The sequence below is a fragment of the Flavobacterium piscis genome (assembly GCF_031457575.1).
GTDB lineage: Bacteria > Bacteroidota > Bacteroidia > Flavobacteriales > Flavobacteriaceae > Flavobacterium > Flavobacterium piscis_A.
The window spans coordinates 40,241-62,514 of sequence record NZ_JAVDWQ010000006.1; the positions used below are offsets into that span (position 1 = coordinate 40,241).

Annotated in this window: 19 protein-coding genes; 13 read left to right on the plus strand and 6 right to left on the minus strand. The window is 31.8% G+C overall.

Annotated features, from left to right (window positions below; genetic code table 11):
• The first annotated feature begins 6 nt into the window (after positions 1 to 6).
• From dapA to J2W48_RS10340, 12 genes are all read left to right on the plus strand, one after another.
• Entirely contained in the window at positions 7 to 900 is an 894-nt protein-coding gene (gene dapA / locus J2W48_RS10285) for a 4-hydroxy-tetrahydrodipicolinate synthase (RefSeq protein WP_310280953.1), read from the plus strand.
• Between the two features lie 124 nt (positions 901 to 1,024).
• Positions 1,025 to 1,819 (plus strand): outer membrane protein assembly factor BamD, encoded by a 795-nt coding sequence (locus tag J2W48_RS10290; RefSeq protein WP_310280955.1) that lies wholly within the window; start codon positions 1,025 to 1,027, stop codon positions 1,817 to 1,819.
• Between the two features lie 9 nt (positions 1,820 to 1,828).
• Positions 1,829 to 2,146 carry a DNA-directed RNA polymerase subunit omega gene (locus J2W48_RS10295; RefSeq protein ID WP_008463064.1) on the plus strand — a complete coding sequence of 106 codons (318 nt, stop codon included), beginning with the start codon at positions 1,829 to 1,831 and terminating at the stop codon, positions 2,144 to 2,146.
• An 11-nt stretch (positions 2,147 to 2,157) separates the two neighbouring features.
• Positions 2,158 to 3,405: a bifunctional phosphopantothenoylcysteine decarboxylase/phosphopantothenate--cysteine ligase CoaBC gene (gene coaBC / locus J2W48_RS10300; RefSeq protein WP_310280965.1), complete on the plus strand. Its 1,248-nt coding sequence runs from the start codon at positions 2,158 to 2,160 to the stop codon at positions 3,403 to 3,405.
• Positions 3,406 to 3,469: 64 nt separating this feature from the next.
• The gene (gene porD / locus J2W48_RS10305; RefSeq protein ID WP_310280967.1) at positions 3,470 to 4,354 is read left to right on the plus strand and encodes a type IX secretion system protein PorD; all 885 of its coding nucleotides are present in this window, start codon (positions 3,470 to 3,472) and stop codon (positions 4,352 to 4,354) included.
• Positions 4,355 to 4,398: 44 nt separating this feature from the next.
• A complete protein-coding gene (recN, locus tag J2W48_RS10310; RefSeq protein ID WP_310280969.1) occupies positions 4,399 to 6,051 on the plus strand; it encodes a DNA repair protein RecN in 1,653 nt (550 codons plus the stop codon).
• Between the two features lie 13 nt (positions 6,052 to 6,064).
• Positions 6,065 to 6,586 (plus strand): hypothetical protein, encoded by a 522-nt coding sequence (locus tag J2W48_RS10315; protein WP_310280971.1) that lies wholly within the window; start codon positions 6,065 to 6,067, stop codon positions 6,584 to 6,586.
• A 19-nt stretch (positions 6,587 to 6,605) separates the two neighbouring features.
• Positions 6,606 to 7,796, plus strand: coding sequence for an enoyl-ACP reductase FabV (gene fabV, locus J2W48_RS10320; RefSeq protein WP_310280973.1), 1,191 nt, complete (start codon positions 6,606 to 6,608; stop codon positions 7,794 to 7,796).
• A 114-nt stretch (positions 7,797 to 7,910) separates the two neighbouring features.
• Complete coding sequence (locus tag J2W48_RS10325) at positions 7,911 to 8,909, plus strand: glycosyltransferase family 2 protein (protein WP_310280974.1); 999 nt, start codon at positions 7,911 to 7,913, stop codon at positions 8,907 to 8,909.
• A gap of 1 nt (position 8,910) precedes the next feature.
• Entirely contained in the window at positions 8,911 to 9,507 is a 597-nt protein-coding gene (gene coaE, locus J2W48_RS10330; RefSeq protein ID WP_310280976.1) for a dephospho-CoA kinase, read from the plus strand.
• A gap of 59 nt (positions 9,508 to 9,566) precedes the next feature.
• On the plus strand, positions 9,567 to 11,153 hold the full coding sequence (locus J2W48_RS10335; RefSeq protein WP_310280978.1) for a sensor histidine kinase: 1,587 nt from the start codon (positions 9,567 to 9,569) through the stop codon (positions 11,151 to 11,153).
• Between the two features lie 3 nt (positions 11,154 to 11,156).
• The gene (locus tag J2W48_RS10340; protein WP_310280980.1) at positions 11,157 to 11,876 is read left to right on the plus strand and encodes a response regulator transcription factor; all 720 of its coding nucleotides are present in this window, start codon (positions 11,157 to 11,159) and stop codon (positions 11,874 to 11,876) included.
• 69 nt (positions 11,877 to 11,945) lie between these two features.
• Here the strand turns inward: J2W48_RS10340 and J2W48_RS10345 are convergent, their stop codons facing one another.
• The 6 genes from J2W48_RS10345 to J2W48_RS10370 form a co-directional block, all read right to left on the minus strand.
• Positions 11,946 to 12,362 (minus strand): OsmC family protein, encoded by a 417-nt coding sequence (locus J2W48_RS10345; RefSeq protein ID WP_310280981.1) that lies wholly within the window; start codon positions 12,360 to 12,362, stop codon positions 11,946 to 11,948.
• A 168-nt stretch (positions 12,363 to 12,530) separates the two neighbouring features.
• Positions 12,531 to 14,516 (minus strand): DUF349 domain-containing protein, encoded by a 1,986-nt coding sequence (locus tag J2W48_RS10350; RefSeq protein ID WP_310281340.1) that lies wholly within the window; start codon positions 14,514 to 14,516, stop codon positions 12,531 to 12,533.
• Positions 14,517 to 14,775: 259 nt separating this feature from the next.
• Positions 14,776 to 15,525 (minus strand): shikimate dehydrogenase family protein, encoded by a 750-nt coding sequence (locus J2W48_RS10355; RefSeq protein ID WP_310280983.1) that lies wholly within the window; start codon positions 15,523 to 15,525, stop codon positions 14,776 to 14,778.
• Positions 15,525 to 16,922, minus strand: a complete 1,398-nt coding sequence (locus tag J2W48_RS10360) for a tetratricopeptide repeat protein (RefSeq protein WP_310280985.1) — start codon at positions 16,920 to 16,922, stop codon at positions 15,525 to 15,527. Before J2W48_RS10360 ends, J2W48_RS10355 begins: the two co-directional genes overlap by 1 nt.
• 332 nt (positions 16,923 to 17,254) lie before the next feature.
• Positions 17,255 to 18,442, minus strand: a complete 1,188-nt coding sequence (locus J2W48_RS10365) for an aspartate aminotransferase family protein (protein ID WP_310280986.1) — start codon at positions 18,440 to 18,442, stop codon at positions 17,255 to 17,257.
• 57 nt (positions 18,443 to 18,499) lie between these two features.
• The gene (locus J2W48_RS10370) at positions 18,500 to 20,137 is read right to left on the minus strand and encodes an OstA-like protein (protein WP_310280988.1); all 1,638 of its coding nucleotides are present in this window, start codon (positions 20,135 to 20,137) and stop codon (positions 18,500 to 18,502) included.
• Between the two features lie 265 nt (positions 20,138 to 20,402).
• On the opposite strand from J2W48_RS10370, the gene J2W48_RS10375 reads away from it, so the two are divergent.
• Positions 20,403 to 22,271, plus strand: coding sequence for an alpha-amylase family protein (locus J2W48_RS10375; RefSeq protein ID WP_310280990.1), 1,869 nt, complete (start codon positions 20,403 to 20,405; stop codon positions 22,269 to 22,271).
• Positions 22,272 to 22,274: the final 3 nt, after the last annotated feature.

Consider the following 22,274-nt stretch of genomic DNA (forward strand, 5'->3'; position numbering starts at 1 on the left):
TAAAATATGCAATCATTAATAGGAACTGGTGTTGCACTTGTAACTCCATTTAAAAAAGATTTCTCAATTGATTTTGAAGCATTACAGCGAATTGTTAATTTTTCAATTGACGGAGGAGTTGAATATCTTGTTGTTATGGGTACTACAGCAGAAAATGCAACTTTGACACAATCTGAGAAGGAATCAGTTATTAATACAGTAATTGAAACTAACAACGGGAGATTACCTTTGGTTCTTGGAGTTGGAGGAAATAATACGATGCAGATTGTTGAAGAATTAAAAACAAGGGATTTTTCTGCATTCGAAGCAATTCTTTCAGTTTCACCTTACTATAATAAACCGACACAGGAAGGAATTTATCAGCATTTTAAAGCTATTGCTGAAGCCTCTCCAATTCCGGTGATTTTATACAATGTACCTGGCAGAACATCAAGTAATATGTTGCCGTCAACTGTAATTCGGTTAGCTAATGAATTCAGTAATATTGTAGCGATAAAAGAAGCTGCCGGAGATATGGCACAGGCTTTACAACTGATTAAAAATGCGCCAAAAAATTTTCTTGTGATTTCGGGTGATGATATGATTGCCTTGCCAATTGTACTCGCTGGCGGAGCAGGGGTAATTTCAGTAATTGGACAAGGTTTTCCTAAGGAATTTTCAGAAATGATTCGTTTAGGATTGAACAGAAAAGTAAATGAGGCATTTAAAACGCAATACTTTTTATCAGATTGTATTGATATGATTTTTGAACAAGGTAATCCAGCGGGAATCAAACAAATCTTTCAAGCTCTGGGTATTGCTGATAATACTGTGCGTTTGCCATTGGTATCTGTAGATGATTTATTAGCCAGGAGACTAAATGAATTTGTTAAAAAGAGTATTAAAGTAGAGCAGGATTAAGGCTATTTTATTATCCCAAAATATATTTTGTAGTAGCTAAATTAATAACTAAATTTGCCACCGGAACTTCGGTGTGATTTTGCTTTGGCATAATTGTCTAAGAAATCATAATAAAAGTAAGAAAATGAAAAAAATAGTATCTCTGTTAATTGTTGTTGTCCTTTTTTGTTCTTGTAGTGATTACCAGAAAGCATTAAAAAATGAAGATGTAGCGGCAAAGTTCGAAATAGCCACGAAAATGTATGAGGCAGGCAAATATAATAAAGCAATCCGCCTTTTTGAACAATTAGCACCTTCGTATAGAGGAAAACCTCAGGCAGAAAAGTTATTTTATATGTTTTCTCAATCCTATTACAAAACGAAACAATATTATTTGGCAGGTTATCAGTTCGAAAGTTTTGTTTCCGGTTATCCACGTAGTGAAAAAGTACAGGAAGCCGCTTTTTTAGGAGCTTATAGTTATTCAAAATTAGCTCCGGTTTATAGTTTGGATCAAACAGATACCGTTAAGGCATTAGATAAATTACAGACTTTTATTGATAATTACCCAAATTCAGAATATATTGCTCAGGCAAATGAAACAGTTAAAATCTTAAATGGGAAATTAGAGAAAAAAGCATATGAAAATGCAAAAGGGTATAATACTATTTCAGATTATAAATCAGCATTAATTGCTTTTGATAATTTTATTGCAGATTTCCCTGGAACACCTTTCAAAGAAGATGCATTGTTTTACAAATATGATTCCGCATATCAATTGGCAATTAACAGTATTCCTTCAAAAATGGAAGAACGTTTAAATGTTGCCAAAGTAGCTTATAACAATCTGGTTAAGTTTAATAGCGCTACAAAATACAAAAAACTGGCTGACGAAATGTTAGCCCGGGTTGAAACTGATTTACAAAAATTTACTAAATAAAAAAAAGTCATGGATTTAAAAAAGACGAATGCTCCTGTAAATACGATAACATATAACAAAACTGTTATTGAAGAGCCAACAGGAAATGTGTATGAAGCAATTACCATTATGGCTAAAAGAGCAAACCAAATTAATTCTGAAATTAAAAAAGAATTAACCGAGAAGTTAGAAGAGTTTGCTACTTATAATGACAGTCTTGAAGAAGTTTTTGAGAATAAAGAACAAATTGAGGTTTCTAAATTTTACGAAAAATTACCTAAACCTCACGCTTTAGCCGTTCAGGAATGGTTGGATGGTAAAACATACCACAGAAGTTCAAATAAATAAATTATAGTATAATGTCAGTTTTAAACGGGAAAAAGATTTTACTGGGTGTTTCTGGTGGAATTGCAGCCTATAAAACAGCCTCATTAGTACGACTCTTTATAAAAGCAGGTGCACATGTCCAGGTGATCATGACACCTGCTTCTAAGGATTTTGTAACTCCATTAACGTTATCTACGTTATCAAAAAATCCTGTACATTCCAGTTTCTTTACTCAGGATGATAACTTGAGCCAGGATAGCGAGCAGGCGAAGCAGGATGCAGTCTGGAACAATCATGTTGAATTAGCTCTTTGGGCCGATTTGATGCTAATTGCACCGGCAACAGCAAACACGTTGTCTAAAATGGCAACAGGAAACTGTGATAATCTTTTAATTGCTACATATTTATCTGCCAAATGTTCAGTGTATTTTGCTCCGGCAATGGATTTGGACATGTATAAACATCCTTCTACTATTGCAAGCTTTAGTGCTCTGAATCAATTTGGAAATATCATGATTCCTGCTGAAAATGGTGAATTGGCAAGTGGTTTGTCCGGAGAGGGAAGAATGGCAGAACCTGAAAATATTATCGCTTTTCTTGAGGCTGATTTAGAAAGCAAATTGCCATTAAAAGAAAAAAAAATACTCATTACCGCCGGACCAACATACGAAGCAATAGATCCTGTACGTTTTATAGGGAACCATTCCTCAGGAAAAATGGGTTTTGATATTGCAAACACTGCTGCCAATTTAGGTGCGCAGGTTATTTTGATTGCGGGACCAACACATTACAAAGTAAAAAATACATCGATTAAAGTTGTAAATGTTGTTTCTGCACAAGAAATGCATGATGCATGTCATTTGTATTATAACGATGCTGATGTTGCGATTGCTGCAGCTGCGGTTGCTGATTACCGGCCAAAAGTAATAGCTTTACAAAAGATTAAAAAAAAGGATGAAGAGTTTTCGATTGAACTTGAAAAAACAAAAGATATTTTAGCATCATTGGGAGCAATCAAGAAAAATCAGTTTTTAATTGGCTTTGCATTAGAAACAGAAAATGAAATTGAAAATGCTAAGTTGAAAATTCAGAAAAAAAACTTAGATTTGATTGTTCTGAATTCCTTAAAAGATGAAGGGGCCGGTTTTAAAAAAGAAACCAATAAAGTTACTTTTATTGATAAAAATTTTAAAATTGAACCAATGGATTTAAAAACAAAAGAATCTGTTGCTGTTGATATTTTAAATAAGGTTTTAGAACATTTTGATGTACAGAAATAATTTCTGTTTATCGCAAAAAATATAAAAAGCAATCCTGTGCAGTCCTAAATGACATTATCTACTTATGAATAAATTAGTTACTATTATAGCATTTTTAATTTTTGGTTTTGCACAGGCACAACAGTTAAATTGTACAGTAACAATAAATGCGGAGAGATTACCAAACCCAAATCAGCAGGTATATAAAACACTTCAGACTTCTTTGTCTGAGTTTATAAATAAAACCGACTGGACAGGTTCTGTTCTTAAACAAAATGAGCGTATTAATTGTTCCATGTATATAACGCTTTCCTCGCATAGTTCAGATCAGTTTTCAGCAACTATACAAATACAATCTTCAAGATTAATTTTCAATTCAACTTATTCGTCACCTGTTTTCAATTTTAATGATAAAGATTTTAATTTCAGATATACAGAATTTGAGCCTTTATTATTTAATCCCACTACATTTGAGTCTAATTTAATATCGGTAGTGTCTTTTTACAGCTATATGATTTTAGGAATGGACGCAGATACCTTTGTGTTTGGTACAGGTAATTCTTATTTTGAAACTGCTCAAAACATTGCTAATATTGCCCAGCAAGGAGGTTCAAAAGGCTGGACCCAGTCAGACGGAGTTCAAAATCGTTATTTTTTAATTAACGATATGCTGTCTCCAACCTATTCAGATTTACGGCAGACAACATTTGCTTATCATGCTGGTTTAGACGTAATGAGCCAGGATTTAAAAATGGCCAAAGAAAAAATTAAATCTTCTTTATTGCTCATAACCAAAGTGAATTCAGTTAAACCAAATGCCTTTTTAACAAGAGTATTTTTTGATGCTAAATCAGATGAAATTGTTTCTATATTTTCAGGCGGACCCACTATTCCAATTACAGATCTTACTGATGTATTAAATAGAGTTTCGCCATTGAATTCTGCCAAGTGGTCACAAATTAAATTTTAATAGATTTTCATTTATTTTTCTTCATTAACATTTAAATTTAGCTTATGATTACGTCACTGTCAATAAAAAACTATGCTCTGATTGAAAAATTATCTATAGATTTTTCAAAAGGGTTTTCTATAATTACAGGTGAAACAGGAGCAGGTAAATCTATTATATTAGGAGCTTTAGGACTGGTTTTAGGAAAAAGAGCCGATTTGACATCACTAAAAAATAAAGAGGAAAAATGTGTAATTGAAGCACAATTCGAAATTTCTAAATACAATTTAAAAGAGTTTTTTGAGGCAAATGATCTGGATTATGAAGATGACACAATTATTCGACGTGAAATTTTGCCTTCTGGAAAATCACGCGCTTTTATAAATGATAGTCCGGTAAATCTTCAGGAATTACAAGATTTAAGTTTATTTTTGATTGATATTCATTCGCAACAGCAAACTCAGGAATTATCAGATGAGAACGTTCAATTTAAAATAATTGATGCTATTGCGAATAACTTTGATAGTATTTCAGCCTATCAAAAAATATTAAAAGCTTACAAATCAGATAAATCAAAATTAAATGCTTTACTGAAAAAGCAAAGTGATTCAGGAAAAGAGCAGGAGTACAATACATTTTTATTGAATGAACTGATTGCAGCTAAATTAAAATCGGGAGAGCAGGAAGAATTAGAAGCAGATTTTGAAAAGCTGAATAACGTTGAAATTATCAAAGAATCCATTGATAAATCATTAATAATTGCCAACGAAGAGCAATTTGGAGTTTTTCATAATCTGAATGAAATCAGAACTTCTTTGCAAAAAATAGGGTCTTTTTCACCGGAATATCAAACCTTATTTGAAAGAATTACAAGTGTAGCCATTGAATTTGATGATATTTCGAGAGAATTGCAAAATGCCTCAGAAAAATTATTAAACGATCCGGAGAAACTAGAATTAACCAATCAGAAATTGCAATTGATTTACAATTTGCAAAAGAAACATCAGGTAAATTCTGTAGATGAGCTAATTCAGATTCAGGCTAATTTAGAAAGTGCTGTTATTGAATTAGGAAATATCGAAGAAGAAATAGCTTCATTATCAAAATCAATCGAAGAGAAAACTATAGAATTAGATGCTTTTTCAACAACAATTCATCAAAACAGATTCAATGCCATTCCGGTTTTATCAAATCAGTTAATTTCTATTTTAGAGACTTTAGGAATGCCGAATGTTCGTTTTAATATGGAACTTTTGCCATCTGAAACATACTTTCAAAATGGAAAAGACGAATTACAATTTTTATTCTCTGCCAATAAAGGAACCGATTTCGGATTGTTGAAAAAAGTAGCTTCAGGAGGGGAAATGTCTCGTATAATGTTAGCTGTAAAAGCAATTTTAGCACAATATTCAAAACTCCCTACATTAATTTTTGATGAAATTGATACTGGAGTTTCAGGAGAAATTGCCATTAGAATGGGCGAAATTATGAAAGAAATGAGCACTAAAATGCAAATATTTGCCATTACGCATTTACCACAAATTGCAGCAAAAGGCGATTCGCATTTTAAAGTATTCAAATCTACAGTTGGAGACGATACACAATCAGAATTAAAATTATTAGCTCAGGAAGAAAGAGTTTTAGAAATTGCTCAAATGCTTTCTGGAGCAAATATTTCTGATTCGGCATTAAATCACGCAAAACAATTATTAAATTAAGATAACTTGAAATATGGAAAGTTTAAGCTTCTACGAAAATCAATTTATTAAAGCAGATTCATTAATATCTGAAGGAAATATTGCTGATGGTAAAGAAATGCTTGAGGAAATTTTAGCTCAATATCCTGATTTTGGAAAAGCCCACAATCACTTAGGATGGATTTATTATAATAAGTTAAGTAATTATGATAAAGGAATTTATCATTATAAACTGGCGATGAAATTTGATCCCAAGTATCCCGCACCCTATTTAAACTACACTTATTTGCTGATTGATATTGGCAGATATGCAGAAGCAAAAGAGCATGTTGATTTTACATTTAAAAATTTAGAAAATGTTGATTACTCTTCGTTTAATAGTGAATTAGGAAGAATGGCTGAGTATGAAAGTGAATATATTGCAGCTTATAATTATTATAAATTAGCGAAGAAGAATGCGCTAAACCCAAATTTTATAGACAATATGGATACCAACATGAAAAGGGTTAAAGATAAAATGTCTATTTTTGAAAAATTAAAACTGAAACTGAATTAATACGATAAAGAATTACAAGATGATTATAGAACCTAGAATGAGAGGATTTATTTGTTTGACAGCACACCCAAAAGGATGCGAACAAAATGTAAAAAATCAAATAGAATATATAAAATCAAAAGGTCCAGTCGAAGGAGCCAAAAAAGTACTGGTTATTGGTGCTTCTACAGGTTTCGGACTGGCTTCAAGAATAACAAGTGCTTTCGGATCTGATGCAGCGACAATTGGAGTTTTTTTTGAAAAACCACCAGTTGAAGGAAAAACAGCTTCTCCCGGTTGGTACAACTCAGCAGCTTTTGAAGCTCAAGCTCATAAAGCAGGGTTATATGCAAAAAGCATCAATGGAGATGCTTTTTCAAACGAAATAAAAAGACAAACTTTAGATTTAATAAAAGCTGATTTAGGTCAAATTGATTTAATCATTTACAGTTTGGCATCACCAGTACGTCAACATCCGGTTACAGGAGTTTTACATCGTTCAGTTTTAAAACCAATCGGACAAACTTTTACAAATAAAACTGTTGATTTTCATACCGGAAACGTTACAGAAGTTTCTATCGCACAGGCAAATGATGAAGATATTACTAACACTGTTGCTGTAATGGGCGGTGAAGACTGGGCTATGTGGATTGATGCTCTAAAAGCTGAAAATTTATTAGCTGAAGGGGCTACAACAGTTGCTTATTCTTATATTGGACCATCATTGACTGAAGCAGTTTACCGAAAAGGTACAATTGGTCGTGCAAAAGATGATTTAGAAGCTACAGCATTCTCTATTACAGATAGTTTGAAATCAATAGGAGGTAAAGCGTATGTTTCTGTAAACAAAGCATTGGTTACACAAGCGAGTTCTGCAATTCCGGTTATTCCGTTATATATATCTCTTTTATATAAAATTATGAAAGAAGAAGGAATTCATGAAGGTTGTATCGAACAGATTCAGCGTTTATTTCAGGATAGATTATACTCTGGATCTCCTGTACCAACAGATGATAAAGGAAGAATCAGAATCGACGACTGGGAAATGCGTGATGATGTTCAGGCAAAAGTGGCTAAACTTTGGTTAGAAGCAACTACGGAAACTTTACCGGGAATTGGAGATTTGGCCGGATATAAAAATGATTTCTTAAATTTATTTGGATTTGAATTTGCTGGAGTTGATTATAAGGCTGAAACAAATGAAGTTGTAGAAATTGAAAGTATAAAATAAACACAAATCATGTAAAGAAAACCATCAATCGAAAGTTGATGGTTTTTTTATGAATATAACATATCTTTGCACAAAATTTAAAACACTTACCACTTTAATAACTCATATTCCATTATGATTTTTTCTTTAATTATACCCGTGTATAATCGCCCGGATGAAGTTGATGAATTGTTAGAAAGCTTATCAAAATCTGATTATAATGAAGCATTTGAAATAGTTCTTGTCGAAGATGGCTCTTCAGTTCCGTGTAAGGATGTAGTAATGAACTATCAGGGGAAATTGAATATTTCATATTACTTTAAATCGAATTCCGGACCTGGTGATTCAAGAAACTTTGGGATGCAAAAAGCCAGAGGTGATTACTTTATAATTTTTGATTCAGATTGTATTATTCCGTCTCAATATTTAACAGAGGTAAGAAAAGAACTAAATGAAAAGTATGTAGATTGTTTTGGGGGACCTGATAAAGCATTAGATAGTTTTTCGGATATTCAAAAAGCAATTAATTTTGCTATGACATCCTTTTTAACTACGGGTGGAATCCGTGGAGGCTCTGAAAAAATAGATAAATTCCAACCCCGTAGCTTTAATATGGGAATATCCAAAAAAGCATTTGAAACTTCAAACGGTTTTGGTAACATTCATCCCGGAGAAGATCCTGACTTATCGATTCGTTTATGGAATTTAGGCTTTGAAACCAGGTTGTTTAAAGATGCGTATGTATATCATAAAAGGAGAATTGACTGGGAAAAATTTTCTGTTCAGGTAAATAAATTTGGAAAAGCAAGACCAATATTAAACAGCTGGTACCCAAAACATAACAAAATAACTTTTTTCTTTCCATCTTTTTTTGTTTTAGGGTTATTATTAGCTTTTTTACTGTTAATTTTTAATTTTGATTTTTTATTACAATTATATTTTGTATATTTCATTATAATTTTTCTTACATCCAGTATTAAAAATAAAAACATAAGAATTGGGTATCTTTCTGTTATTGCAGTCTGGAAACAATTTTATGGATATGGTACCGGATTTATAGAATCTTTTTTTAAAATTATTGTTTTAAGGAAAAAGCCACAAGAAGCTTTTCCAGAAATGTTTTTTAGAGTATAAAATGACTAAAATTATAGGCCTGACAGGTGGAATAGGTAGTGGAAAATCTACGATCGCAATTTTTTTTAATGAGTTAGGAATTCCGGTCTATATTGCTGATGAAGAGGCAAAAAGAATCATGCAATCTCCGGAAATTGTTGAAAGAATAAAAAAAACTTTTGGAGATGGCGTTTTTGAAAATGAAGTTTTGGACAGAACCAGATTAGCAGCAATAGTTTTTAATGATGCTAATAAATTAACGGAATTAAACAAGATTATTCATCCGGCAGTAAATCAGGATTTTAAACAGTGGTTGATAAAACACAAAAAATATTCCCATGTTGTTTATGAGGCAGCAATTTTATTTGAAAGTGGTCGTTACAAAGATTGTGATATTGTCATTACGGTATCAGCACCTGAAAAAATCAGAATTGACAGAGTTGTAAAAAGAGACAATACAACACCTGAGCAGGTTTTAAGTCGTATAAAAATGCAATGGAAGGACGAGGAGCGTATTTCTAAAAGCGATTTTGTTATTAATAATGAAAGTATTAAAATTGCTAAAGAAGAAGTTCTTAAAATTCTTAAAATTTTAAATATTAAACAAAAGGAGTCTTAAATGTTAATATTTGGTTAATGTATTATTTAGTATATTGTTAAAATATTAATTTTGTCTCGATGAATAAATTATTTTTTAGAATACTTGTTTTATTGATGAGCTTATCCTTAATTGGGATAATTCTGGTTCAGGTATATTGGTTCAATTCTTCATTTGAGAATAATGATGAACAGTTTAAATATCATGTAAGTCAGGTAATTAGTAATGTTTCGGATAAGTTAGAGCAACAGGAAGAGTATAGTTTTTATGACAGGATTAATCATATAAAGGATAGTACAGGCAAAATTCCTCAGAAAGAAGATTTATTAGAAATTTTATTTGTTCAGAGAAACACTAAAACAAATAAAACAATTGTATATAAAAATAGTATCACTTCTGAAAATTTTGATATTAGTGGTTCTTTATTTAATAAAAAATTTAGCTCAGACAGATTCAAAAGCTTTAGTTCCAGAAGGTTAACTGAAGTTTATAATAACAACAATGGTATTGATAATACAGCTCTAAATCAAAGCACAATTCCGGATATAAAAATTGAAAAAGATGGAAATTTAGATATTTTAAATAAAGCTCAACTACAAATTTCATATAAAGACTACGCAGCTATATTACCTATAGATGAAAGAATTTCAAAAGAGAAATTAAAAAATTTATTGAAAAAGGAACTTGTTGAACATGAAGTTAAAACCAAATTTGAGTTTGGAATTTATAGTAGTGGAATTGCAACAAAAATTAAATCGGATGGGTTTCATTACGACAAAGATGCAACTTATTCTATTCCGATTTTTGCAGATAATGAAGGAAATAGCAAATATGAATTATTAGTGACTTTTCCTCAAAAAAAGAAGTTTTTATTATCTCAACTAGTAAGTATTACTATATTATCGATAATTTTTACGCTTATTATCATAATAGCTTACACAAGTGCATTGAACCAATTGATACGTCAAAAGCAGATTTCTGAAATTAAAACAGATTTCATCAATAACATGACGCATGAATTTAAAACTCCAATTGCTACAATAAATTTAGCTCTGGATGCTATTAAAAATCCTAAGATTATAGAAGATAAAGAAAAAGTTTTTCGATATCTCCAAATGATTCGGGACGAAAACAAACGTATGCATGCCCAGGTTGAAAATGTACTTAGGATTTCTAAATTAGAAAAAAAAGAACTTGACATTACTAAAGAGCCAACTGTTATTCATGATGTAATTGAAGATGCTATAGAGCATGTAAATTTAATATTAGAAGATAAACATGGTACAGTTGTAAAACATTTAGATGCGGCAAGGACAACTTGTCTTATTAATGAAGTGCACTTTACAAATGTTTTGGTCAATATACTGGAAAATGCCATTAAATATTCTCCGGATGTGCCTGAAATAGAGATTTTTACAGAAAATATTAAAGATATGATTCTGATAAAAATAAAAGACAACGGATTAGGAATGAGTAAAATAGCTCAAAAGAGAGTTTTTGAAAAATTTTATAGAGAGCATACAGGAGATTTGCATAATGTTAAAGGTCATGGTTTAGGACTTGCTTATGTAAAAAGAATTGTAGAAGATCATAATGGTCAGGTTTATGTAGAAAGTGAAAAGGGAAAAGGTAGTACCTTCATAATAAAAATACCACTAATAAATTAAAATATGGAAAATATCAATAAAAGAATCCTTTTAGTAGAAGATGACCTTAATTTTGGTGCAGTTCTTAAAGATTATTTAATGCTAAACGACTTTGATGTTACTTTAGCAAAGAACGGTATGGAAGGCTTTGAGAAATTCAAGAAAGATGTATATGATCTTTGTATCCTTGATGTAATGATGCCTTATAAAGATGGTTATACTTTAGCAAAAGAGATTAGAGAAAAAAATAGCGAAGTGCCAATTATTTTTTTAACAGCAAAGTCTATGAAAGAGGATGTGTTAAAAGGGTACAAAGCTGGTGCTGATGATTATCTTAATAAACCTTTTGATTCAGAAGTTTTATTAATGAAAATAAAAGCAATAATTCAAAGAAAATCTGCTGATACAAAAGCAGAACAAGTACAATTTGAGTTTAATATAGGTAAGTTTCACTTAAATTCTAAACTTAGGTTTTTAACCTTTGAAAATGATGAGCCTATAAAATTGTCTCCAAAAGAAAATGAGTTATTAAAAATGCTTATTTTGCATGAAAATGATTTAATGCCAAGAGAATTGGCTTTAACTAAAATTTGGAGAGATGACAATTACTTTACTTCCAGAAGTATGGATGTTTATATCGCAAAGTTGAGAAAATATCTAAAATCCGATGAAGATGTTGAAATTTTAAACATCCACGGTGAAGGTTTTAGATTAGTTGTTAAAAGTAAGGCTGTATCTGAATAATATTAAAAAAGCTCCTAATTGGAGCTTTTTTTATGTATTGTTTCCAGTGAAATTATTCTAAAGACAATTTTAAATCAGGTTAACAGATAATGTAATTTCTGTATTTAATAGTTTTGAAATTGGACAGATTTCTTTTGCCTTTGTAGCAATTTCAGTAAATTTTTCAGCAGTAATGGATGGAACTTTTCCTTTTAAATCCAAATGGATTAAAACGACAGAACCATCTTCAAAATTTACGGAGGCTTCTGTTGATAAGTCATCGGCAACAAAGCCTTCTTCATTTAATAAAAAACTTAATTGCATTGTAAAACAACCAGAATGAGCTGCAGCAATAAGTTCTTCAGGATTGGTTCCTACACCGTCTGCAAATCTTGTTTTAAATGATAACTGCGCATTATCCAATGTTGTACTTTGTGTACTAATAGTTCCTTTGCCTTCCATGCCAGTTCCCTGCCAGTTAGCTTTTGCTTTTCTTGTAAATTTCATTTTATAATGTATTTATAATTAATAATAAAATTGGTTGATTTTTAATTGTATATAATATCAAATATAATCAATATTTTGCAGTATCTTTTTATAGCTTTATTAATTGTAAGTAAAAAGGGTGTAATGAAATTTTTCATTACACCCTTATGGTTAGTATTAAATTGGAACTTATTCCTGATTCAGGTTTCTTAATTGTTTCAGTTTATCTTTCCAAACGGCGAGGCTTTCTTTATGAATAGCAATGTTTTTACGGACTTCAAGAACAATTGAATTTTCTTTTTTTGCATTTTTAGTGTTGGTAAAAAACTGGATATTATTCTCTAATTGAAAAATTTCGTTTTGTACCTCATCAATCTTGCGCATCAAGAAAATCTTTTCATTGTCAAGTTTTCTGATATCATTACTTTCTGATAATGAGTCAATTCGGTTAGAAAAACGCATCATTTCGGTTTCTTTTTTACTCAAACTTAATTTATCAAAAAGAGCATCTAAAATTTTATTGAATTTTCCTTCTATGTGCCTTCTGGTAAAAGGTACTTTTCCGAATCCTTTCCATGTTTCGATATGCAATTTAATAGCATCTAAATCTGTTTTATGATCTCCGGTAAGCTCATAACTTCTTAATGTATCCAAATATGCTTTTTTATTATCAAAAGAGGCCACCTCATCTACATTTTCTTCAGACTTATGTTCTTTTAATTTGTTGAAATAATGATTACAGGCATCTTTAAACTCTTTCCAGATTTTATCTGAATATTTTTTTGGGACATGTCCAATTTGTTTCCATTCTTCCTGAATTTGTTTCATGATTGGAGTGGTGGTAGCAAAATCAGTACTTTCCTGTAATTCTTTTGCTTTGGCAACAAGAGCCATTTTTTTATTTAAATTGTCGTTTTGGTCTTTTTTAATGTCTTTGTAGAAAGAATTTTTAAAAGAATTGAAGTTTCTAACAGCATTTTTAAATGCGGCCCAAGTATCTTCGTTTACTTCGGATGGTACTTTTCCAGCTGCAAAAAACTCGTTTCTAAGCGCTTCTACTTTTTGTATTTGTACCAGCCATTGTGAATGAGAATTTACTTTTTCAGTACCTAAAACTTCAATTTTAGCAATAATTTCCTTTTTGGCCTCCAGGTTTTGTTGTTCATTTTCTCTCTGACTTTCAAATAAAAGTTCTCGTTTGTCATGAATTTTTTTAGTCAGTTCACTGAATTTATTCCAGATTGCATCGCGGTGTTCTTTAGATACAGGTCCGATATCTTCTTTCCAGATTCTGTGTAAATCCTGTAATTCACGAAATGCTTTACTGATATCAGTTTCATTAACTAATTCTTCAACCCGAATAATTATTTTTTGTTTTTGTTCTAAATTATATTTAAAATCTAAGTCCCTGGCTTCACGATCTAAGTGTAAATAATCATAAAAATTCTCTACATGAAAGTGATAATTGTTCCAGACGTGGTTGTATTTATCTTTAGGAATTGGCCCTGCATTTTTCCATCGTTCTCTTAAATCATTAAAATGTTTAAGTGTGTCTTTAATATTTTCCTGTGGATTTATAAGTTCTTTCAGTTCTTCAACTATGGCCAGCCGATTTTCTAAATTTGATTTTAAATTGGTTTGCAAATGTTTAAAATGATCATTCCTTTTTTCCCTGAATATATTGTAATACTCATCAAATTTAGATTTGAGGGGAGAATGATATTGAAATTCTTCATTGGGATCCTGGTTTGAAGCATTAAATTCTTCTTTTTTCTCTTCAAGAAGATGGCTGTATTGCAATAAAAATGATTTTTTAATTTCCTCAATATGATCTTTTACAGACATTACATTATCTGTATTAACTAGTTTCTTTAATTCGTCAACAAGAGCATCCAAAGCAAATGTATGATAATCCTGCAGCGGTATATCTGTACGCTGTTTTATCATTTCATCTTCACTTTCTTCTGCGTTTGAATTGGCAATATCATCTAGAGCAATTTGATGACTGTTTTCAATACTATTTCCAGTTATTGCAATCTCATTTTCACTATTTGTTTCTGAATCCGAAACTGAAGTTGCAGTTTCAGGTATTGAATCAATTTGCGTAGCATCATTCACATCGATTTCTAATTTTCCATCTGCATCTGGCAGGTTATCATTCTTTTCTTCTAACATTTTTAAATGTATAAGGTTCATATTTTAAATATAGCGAAAGATAGTAAAGGAGTTTCTAAATACAAAATAATTCATTTATTTATACTTGTTTTGTTTTAAAAATCTTACTGTTTGCATATAAAAAGTAATTTAAATTTAATAAATTTTATTTAAAACATCAAGATCTATTTGCAACACATTACAATGTTTATAGTTCCTTATAAAATAAAAAGACCACACTTTTAGTGCAGTCTTCAATCCTAATTGAGTAAATAAAAATTTATTTATTCCAGATTTCCCACGCTTTTTCAGCCTGAAAAATTAGCATATCATAGCCATTTTTAATTATAGCCCCGTTTTCTCTGGCTTTTTTTAGAAATTGAGTTTCAGCCGGATTATAAATCAAATCGTAAGCGATATGTTTATCAGTAAAAAAAGCATACGGTAAATTGGGTGATGCTTCAGTATTGGGACTTGTGCCGACAGGTGTACAATTTATTATGATCTGAAAATTATCAAAAGTCGTGGCATTGATAAGATCGTAATCAATAATATTTTCTTTAGCTTCTCTTGATACGAAGGTATAAGGAATATTAAGTTCGTCTAAGGCAAAAGCAACGCCCTTTGATGCTCCTCCTGTACCCAAAATAAGCGCTTTTTTGTGATGGGGCAGCAATAATGGCTTTAGTGATTTTTTGAAACCATAATAATCAGTGTTATATCCTTTTAATTTTCCGTTTTTGGTAAATTTAATTGTATTTACAGCACCAATTAAAGCTGCTTTTTTTGAAAGTTTATCTAAAAAAGGAATTACTTGCTCTTTATACGGAATCGTAACATTTAAACCTTTTAAATCAGGATTGTTTTTAACTAATTCAGTAAAATAATTTATTTCTGAAATATCGAAATTTTCGTAGCTGTTACCTGCAAAGACTTCATCACTAAATTTTTCAGTAAAATACCCTTTTGAAAAGGAATAACTAATATTGCGTCCTAATAAACCAAAACGTCTTTTTAAAATATCAATCATTATTGTTTTCTATGTTTTTCAATATAATTTTTCACCATTTTTTTTGCCCAGACAACGGGAAATAAATCTTCAATCAAGATGTAATTATCAAAATTTAAGCGTAATCCGTTGCTTAAATGAAATTTTGCTTTTGTATTATCCTGTAACATAAAATACAAGCCTGCCAAACGATATTCGATTTCGTTCTCTTCCGGAAAATATTCAGAGGCCTGCAGTAAAGTTTGAATTGCGCTATCAAATTCTCCTAAAAATTGAAGGATATCAACCCAAAACAACCAGGTATCCAATGCATAATCTCCAAATTCGACAGCTTTTCTATATCCAAATTCAGCTTCTTCAAAAAAGTTCATTTGTTTGTTTATAGTCGCATACCGTTTCCAGTACAAACGATTTTGATTGTCGATTGCTAATGCTTTGTTAACAAAAAACAAAGCTTTTTGAAAATTTTTCTGACGAACATAGAAATCTGTTATGGCAATCCAGCCTTTATCAAGAAGTGGATCTTCATGAACGGTTTGGTTATAATACTTTAACGCCAAAACAGTATTACCTAATTTTTCATAACATTTTCCTATTCGCAATAGTGCGTACGATGTAGCATCATCTAATTCGATAGTTCTGTTATAGCTTTCGATCGCCTCATTGTATTTTTTAAGACGTTCATTTGCTTTCGCTTTTTCCATGAAGGCACCTAAAAACTCATCGTCAATAAGTGTTGCATAATCAAACGCCCGAATTGCGTTTTCATATTCTTTTACACCATAATGTAATCGTCCAAGTTGATGCCAGGCGATTTCACTATATGGGTTTTTATTGATATAATCATTAAGATATACTATGGCTTCCTGATTTTGATCTAAAAACTCAAAACAATACACTACATTATATAATGCAGATTGATCTTCTAAATCTTCTTCAAGACATTTGATGAAACTTTCTTTTGCCATCTCAAGGTTATCCATAAAAAGATATTCCATTCCGATAAGATTATACACATCAGCGAAATCGTCAGTATATTGCAAAGCAATTTTTAACATTTCTACCGCTTTTTCGTGTTGGTCTCTTTTAGAGCAGATATTGGCTTTTTGAATGTAAATTTCCTCGTTGTTCGGTTCGATTGCATACAACTCATTTAAAAGCTTTTCAGCAATCTCGAGTTTGTCGTCATAAACCAGCATTTCTACTTGTACTAATTTTAAGCCTGTAGATTTTGGGTGTTGGTCTAATGCAAGTTTTAAGGCCTTTTTTGCTAAATTAGCCTTGCCTATGTCTAAATAATGAAGAATAATTTCTTCAAATTCTTCAGAATCAAAAAAGAGTACTTTGTTAGTTTTTAACATCGACTCAAATTTGGATAAGGATAGGTTATAATCTTCTTCTTCGTTGCTTAATTGCATACTTTGTGTTTTTGAAATTAGCCTGTTATAAATTTAGGCAACCATATTCTTGTGAGAGGAAAGGAAATTAATTGTTTTGAACAATTTAATTAACAATATGGACAGAATTTATATCCTGTTTTAAGTTTAATCTTTAAAATCTATAAAGATTAATTTGATTATTATTCTAAATTTTATTTTAATCTGAATGCCTGGCCCTGATTACTTCACTGTGTTTTTTGTTTTAATAGGGTTCAGAGAACTTCGTTTGAAGCGATATCCCTTTTTTTCTTTAAAAATATAAAAAGATAAAGCGAATAACAGGAAATAGCCCCTAATTCTAATTCAACTTATTATTTTTTATTCATAATTTCATTCATTACACTTAAAATTATGGAGCATCCTTCTTTTATTTCTTCTTCAGAAATGGTTAATGGTGGTGTTATCCTTATGGCGCATCCTTCAAACAATAGCCAGAATAAAATGAGGCCTTTTTCCTGACAGTTTAAAATAACCTGATTCGTTATTTCTGCTGCTTCAGTCATGGCGGCAAGCATTAATCCTTTTCCTCTAACTTCCTTTATCAAAGGGTGTACCAAAAGTGACCTAAAGAGCTTTTCTTTTTCCAGTGCTTCCTGCATTAAATTTGTCTCAGTTATTTCTTTCAAAGTAGCCAGACAGGCTGACGCAATGACAGGATGCCCGCCGAAAGTGGTGATGTGACCCAGTTTTGGATTTTCAGTTAAAAGATCCATTTTTACTGCAGAAGCGGTAAAAGCACCAACCGGCATTCCGCCTCCCATTCCTTTTCCCATAACGACAATATCCGGAATAACATCATAATTTTGAAAACCAAAAAGTTTTCCCGTTCTGCCGAATCCTGGCTGAATTTCATCTACAATCATCATGGCACCAACCTGGTCACAACGCTTGCGTACTTTTTGCAGAAAATTATCCTGTGGCTGAATAAACCCTGCGCCACCCTGAATAGTTTCCAGTAAAATTGCGGCAGTTCTGGTGGTTATTTTTTGCAAATCACTTTCATTATTAAAAGTAATAAAATCTACATCAGGAAGCAATGGCCGGAAGGCCTGTTTTCTCTCTTCAAAGCCCATTACGCTCATGGATCCCATTGTGTTTCCGTGATAGGCATTATGACACGAAATAAGCTGACTACGTCCTGTTGTTCGTTTGGCTAATTTCAAGGCGCCTTCAATTGCTTCTGTACCGGAATTAACTAAATAGGTTTTGTTTAAGGATTCGGGCAGGAGAGAAGCTAATAATTTGCAATATTGAACGGCTGGACTTTGTGAATATTCGCCATACACCATTACGTGTGAATATTTGTCTAATTGATCTTTTATAGCCTGATTCACTCTTGGATGCTGATGTCCAAGCGTACAGGCTGAAACTCCTGCAACAAAATCTAAATATTTTTTATTGCTGGTATCGTAAATGTAAGAGCCGATGGCATGCGAAACTTCCATTCCGAGTGGGTATGGAGATGTTTGTGCCTGATATTTTATAAAATCCGGATTCACTTGTTGTTTGTTTAAAAAGTTTTAAGTTAACTGAAAACTGCGACTGCGACTGAAAACTTATTTTTTAGCTTTAGGATTCTTTTTGTCGTAATTCAATGTTTCTTTCCGTACTTTCATAGGGACATTTTCTTTAGCTTTTTCTTCTTTTCCTTGTTTGACTAATTTGTCATTTAGTTCATTATCTTCTGCAGAAAAAATATCATCTTTTGATTTTATTCGTTCATCACCACGCCAGACCAGCCCTTTAAGCTTACGCGCATTTTCGGGCAGATCAATTTCGGGATAGATATCGCCATCGACATTATTGAAAAAAGTAATGGTTTCAACTGCATTGTTTTCTAAAATCATATTGATTTTACTGCTTACATTTTTATTGATTCCAATAAGTTCGTTGGCATCATTCCTCATGTAATAAATAACTTCAGTATTTTTTATCACGTCAACATCGTGTAATTTTCCTTCTTTGAATTTTCCAAATAAATTGATTCCCTTGACCTGATTGAAACCGGTGCCAAGTGTATCCCGTGAGACGAGAAAAGTGTTATTGAGTACTTTTAGGGAATCTATTTTTCTGGTTGTATTGTCACCAATTAAATGCATAAGGTCTCCTGTAATTTGGCTGTCGCCATTCCATAGTATCGGATTTCCTATTAATTTAGTTAGTGCAATTTTTGTATTGGAATGAAGTGAATCGCATTTTCCACTCATATCGGTTTTAAAAAAGCGTACATTGTGGAAGGCCCTGATAACGCGATCACCTTCTTTACCCGTGACCATCAATTTTTTGCCATGAATATAAACCGAATCATTGTCTACAAAGTTCACAGCAACAGCCCTTTTAGTTACATACATGGAGTCTTTCAGTTTGAATACTTCTGCATAATGTCCCTTTACAACGCCACGATTGACGGAATCAGTAATTTTTACGTTTCGGGTAGCGGAGGCAAATTCGGTATTTCGGTTGTAATATAAACTATCTCCTTCTATAAGCCGGTCATCATATTTTATATAGGATTTTCTTAGAAAATGAGCCAGATTCTTTTTGGTATCATAAAATCCTTTTTCCGTATAAATGTAATTGGCTTTACTTGTAATTGTGGATGGCCCAAATAAATAGGAGTGACCTGAATTACTGTAATAATCCAGATGATTTGATTTTATGACATATTTTGGATTGGTGATCGTAACTGCAGTTAAAAACTGGAATTTTTTTTGAGCGACATAATACCTTCCTGAGTTGCTTACCAAAGTGTTGTCTTTATTAACTATAGTACCTTTTGTATTGTAAAACACTTCCTGCACATTTCGGTCAAAATTAATAGTATCGGTAGCCAGGGTAGCATCAGGAGAGCTCATAACAGCATCTCCGGTGGCAAAAGCTTTTTTGACATTTCCATTGTATTCAGCATATCTGCTGTTTAAAAATAAAGTGTCACCTTGCACCAATTGAACATTTCCAAAAGCTTTAAGATAGTTTTCTTTCTGAAAAAAGTAGGCCTTGTTACAGGTTAATACGACACCATCATGGTTTACTTTAACATTTCCGGTAAGCAATGTTGCGCCTGGTGCTACCGTTTCGTTGATGTCTACAAAATCAGAATTTTCAACAATAATTTTTTTAGGTGCCTGTGCAAAAATGACTTGAGCATTTAATAAAAACAAACAACAGGATATGAAAAAGAGTGATTTCTTCAATTTATTTTTAATTTTTGTCAAATTTATAAAAAAGTTACAACCTTTACTGATATTAAGATTTATTTAATGCTAAAATTAAGTATTGACAGATTTGAATTTATCAACAAAAAAGCAAACTCCTTCGTTGTAGTTCTTTTAAAAAAGCAAACTTAGAAGTAAATCTTTCGACAAAACTTTTAATTTTTAAAATTTAACCTAATTTTAAAAAATGATTCTGATTTTGTATCTATTTAAGATATTACAAAATTGGCTAAAAAATAATAGTATGAGCAACATAAAAAAGTTTGTTTTCGTGATTTTGCTAATGATTCTGGTAACTTCCTGTAAAACAAAAGATATAAATAAGAATGCAGCTTTAGAATATTCAAACAATAACAAAATTGTTGTCTATCAGGTTTTTACACGATTGTTTGGAAATAAAAATACAACCAACAAGCCATGGGGTAGTATTGAAGAAAATGGAGTAGGAAAATTTAATGATTTTACAGATAAAGCACTGCATGAAATAAAAGATTTAGGTGCAACTCATATTTGGTACACCGGAGTTCCGCATCATGCATTAGTTAGGGATTATACAGCTTATGGAATTTTAAATGATGATCCGGAAGTAGTAAAAGGCCGTGCAGGATCTCCTTACGCAGTAAAAGATTATTATAATGTAAATCCTGATTTAGCAGTTAATCCGGCAAACAGACTGCAGGAATTTGAAACTTTAATCGCCCGTACACATAAAGCAGGTTTAAAAGTAATAATTGATATTGTTCCGAATCATATTGCAAGAAAATACGAGGGAAAAAATAATCCTGAAGGCGTAAAAGATTTTGGCAGCGATGACAATGTGAATATTGAATATGATCGTAATAATAATTTTTATTATATTCCAAATACCCGTTTTGAAATTCCTTATGGTGATTTTCCATTAAATGGAGAAAAGAATCCGCTCATTGATGGTGTATTTGATGAAAATCCTGCAAAATGGACAGGAAACGGGTCCCGTAAAGCAAAACCGGATCAAAATGACTGGTATGAAACTGTAAAAGTAAATTACGGAATTCGGCCAGATGGTTCAAAAGATTTTCCTGAACTTCCTGTTGGGTTTGATCAAAAGCCCTATCAGGAACATTTTGCTTTTTGGAAGGATAAAGACGTACCTGATTCCTGGAAAAAATTTAAATCGATTGCTTTATACTGGACAGATAAGGGAGTTGATGGTTTTAGGTATGATATGGCCGAGATGGTTCCGTACGAATTTTGGAGTTATATGAATTCTGCTGTCAAAGTTCAAGATCCGAATGCTTTTTTATTGGCAGAGGTTTATAATCCGAAAGAATATCGTAATTATATTCATTTAGGGAAAATGGATTATTTGTATGATAAAGTAGAAACTTATGATAAGTTAAAAGATATTATTCAGGGAAAATCATCTCCGGACGGACTTTCAGATATTCAAAAAGGAATGGCTGATATTGAGCATCATATGCTTCACTTTTTGGATAATCATGATGAGCAACGGTTGGCAAGTCCTGAATTTGCCGGAACGCCAGAACGAGGAAAGCCTTTAATGGTTGTTTCTACTACGATCAGTACATCTCCAACCATGGTTTATTTTGGTCAGGAAGTGGGTGAGGCCGGAAATGAAAATGCAGGCTTTGGAACCCGTTCCAGAACTTCTATTTTTGATTATATTGGAGTTCCCAATCACCAGCGTTGGATGAATGAAGGAAAATTTGATGGAGGACAACTTTCCCAATCAGAAAAAGAATTGCGTAATTTTTATAAAAGGCTTTTAAATTTCTCAATTAAAAGTTCTGCATTGATGGGGAAATTTGAGGAAATTCAAACCATAAATCGTCAAAATACAACTGGTTATGACGACCTTATTTATTCATTTACCCGTTGGTCAGAAAATCAAAAACTAATCGTTGTGGTTAATTTTTCTTCTGATAAAATAAGTGAATTTAATATAGAAATTCCACCAGAGATTATTTCAAAATGGGATTTAAAAGACGGAGAATATCAGCTTAAAGACCAGTTATATTTACAGAATACTACTTTATTGAAAATAGAAAAAGGCAAAGGAATAGCAGGAATTAAAATTTTACCTTCAGAGTCTTTTATCTATGAAGTCAAATAAATT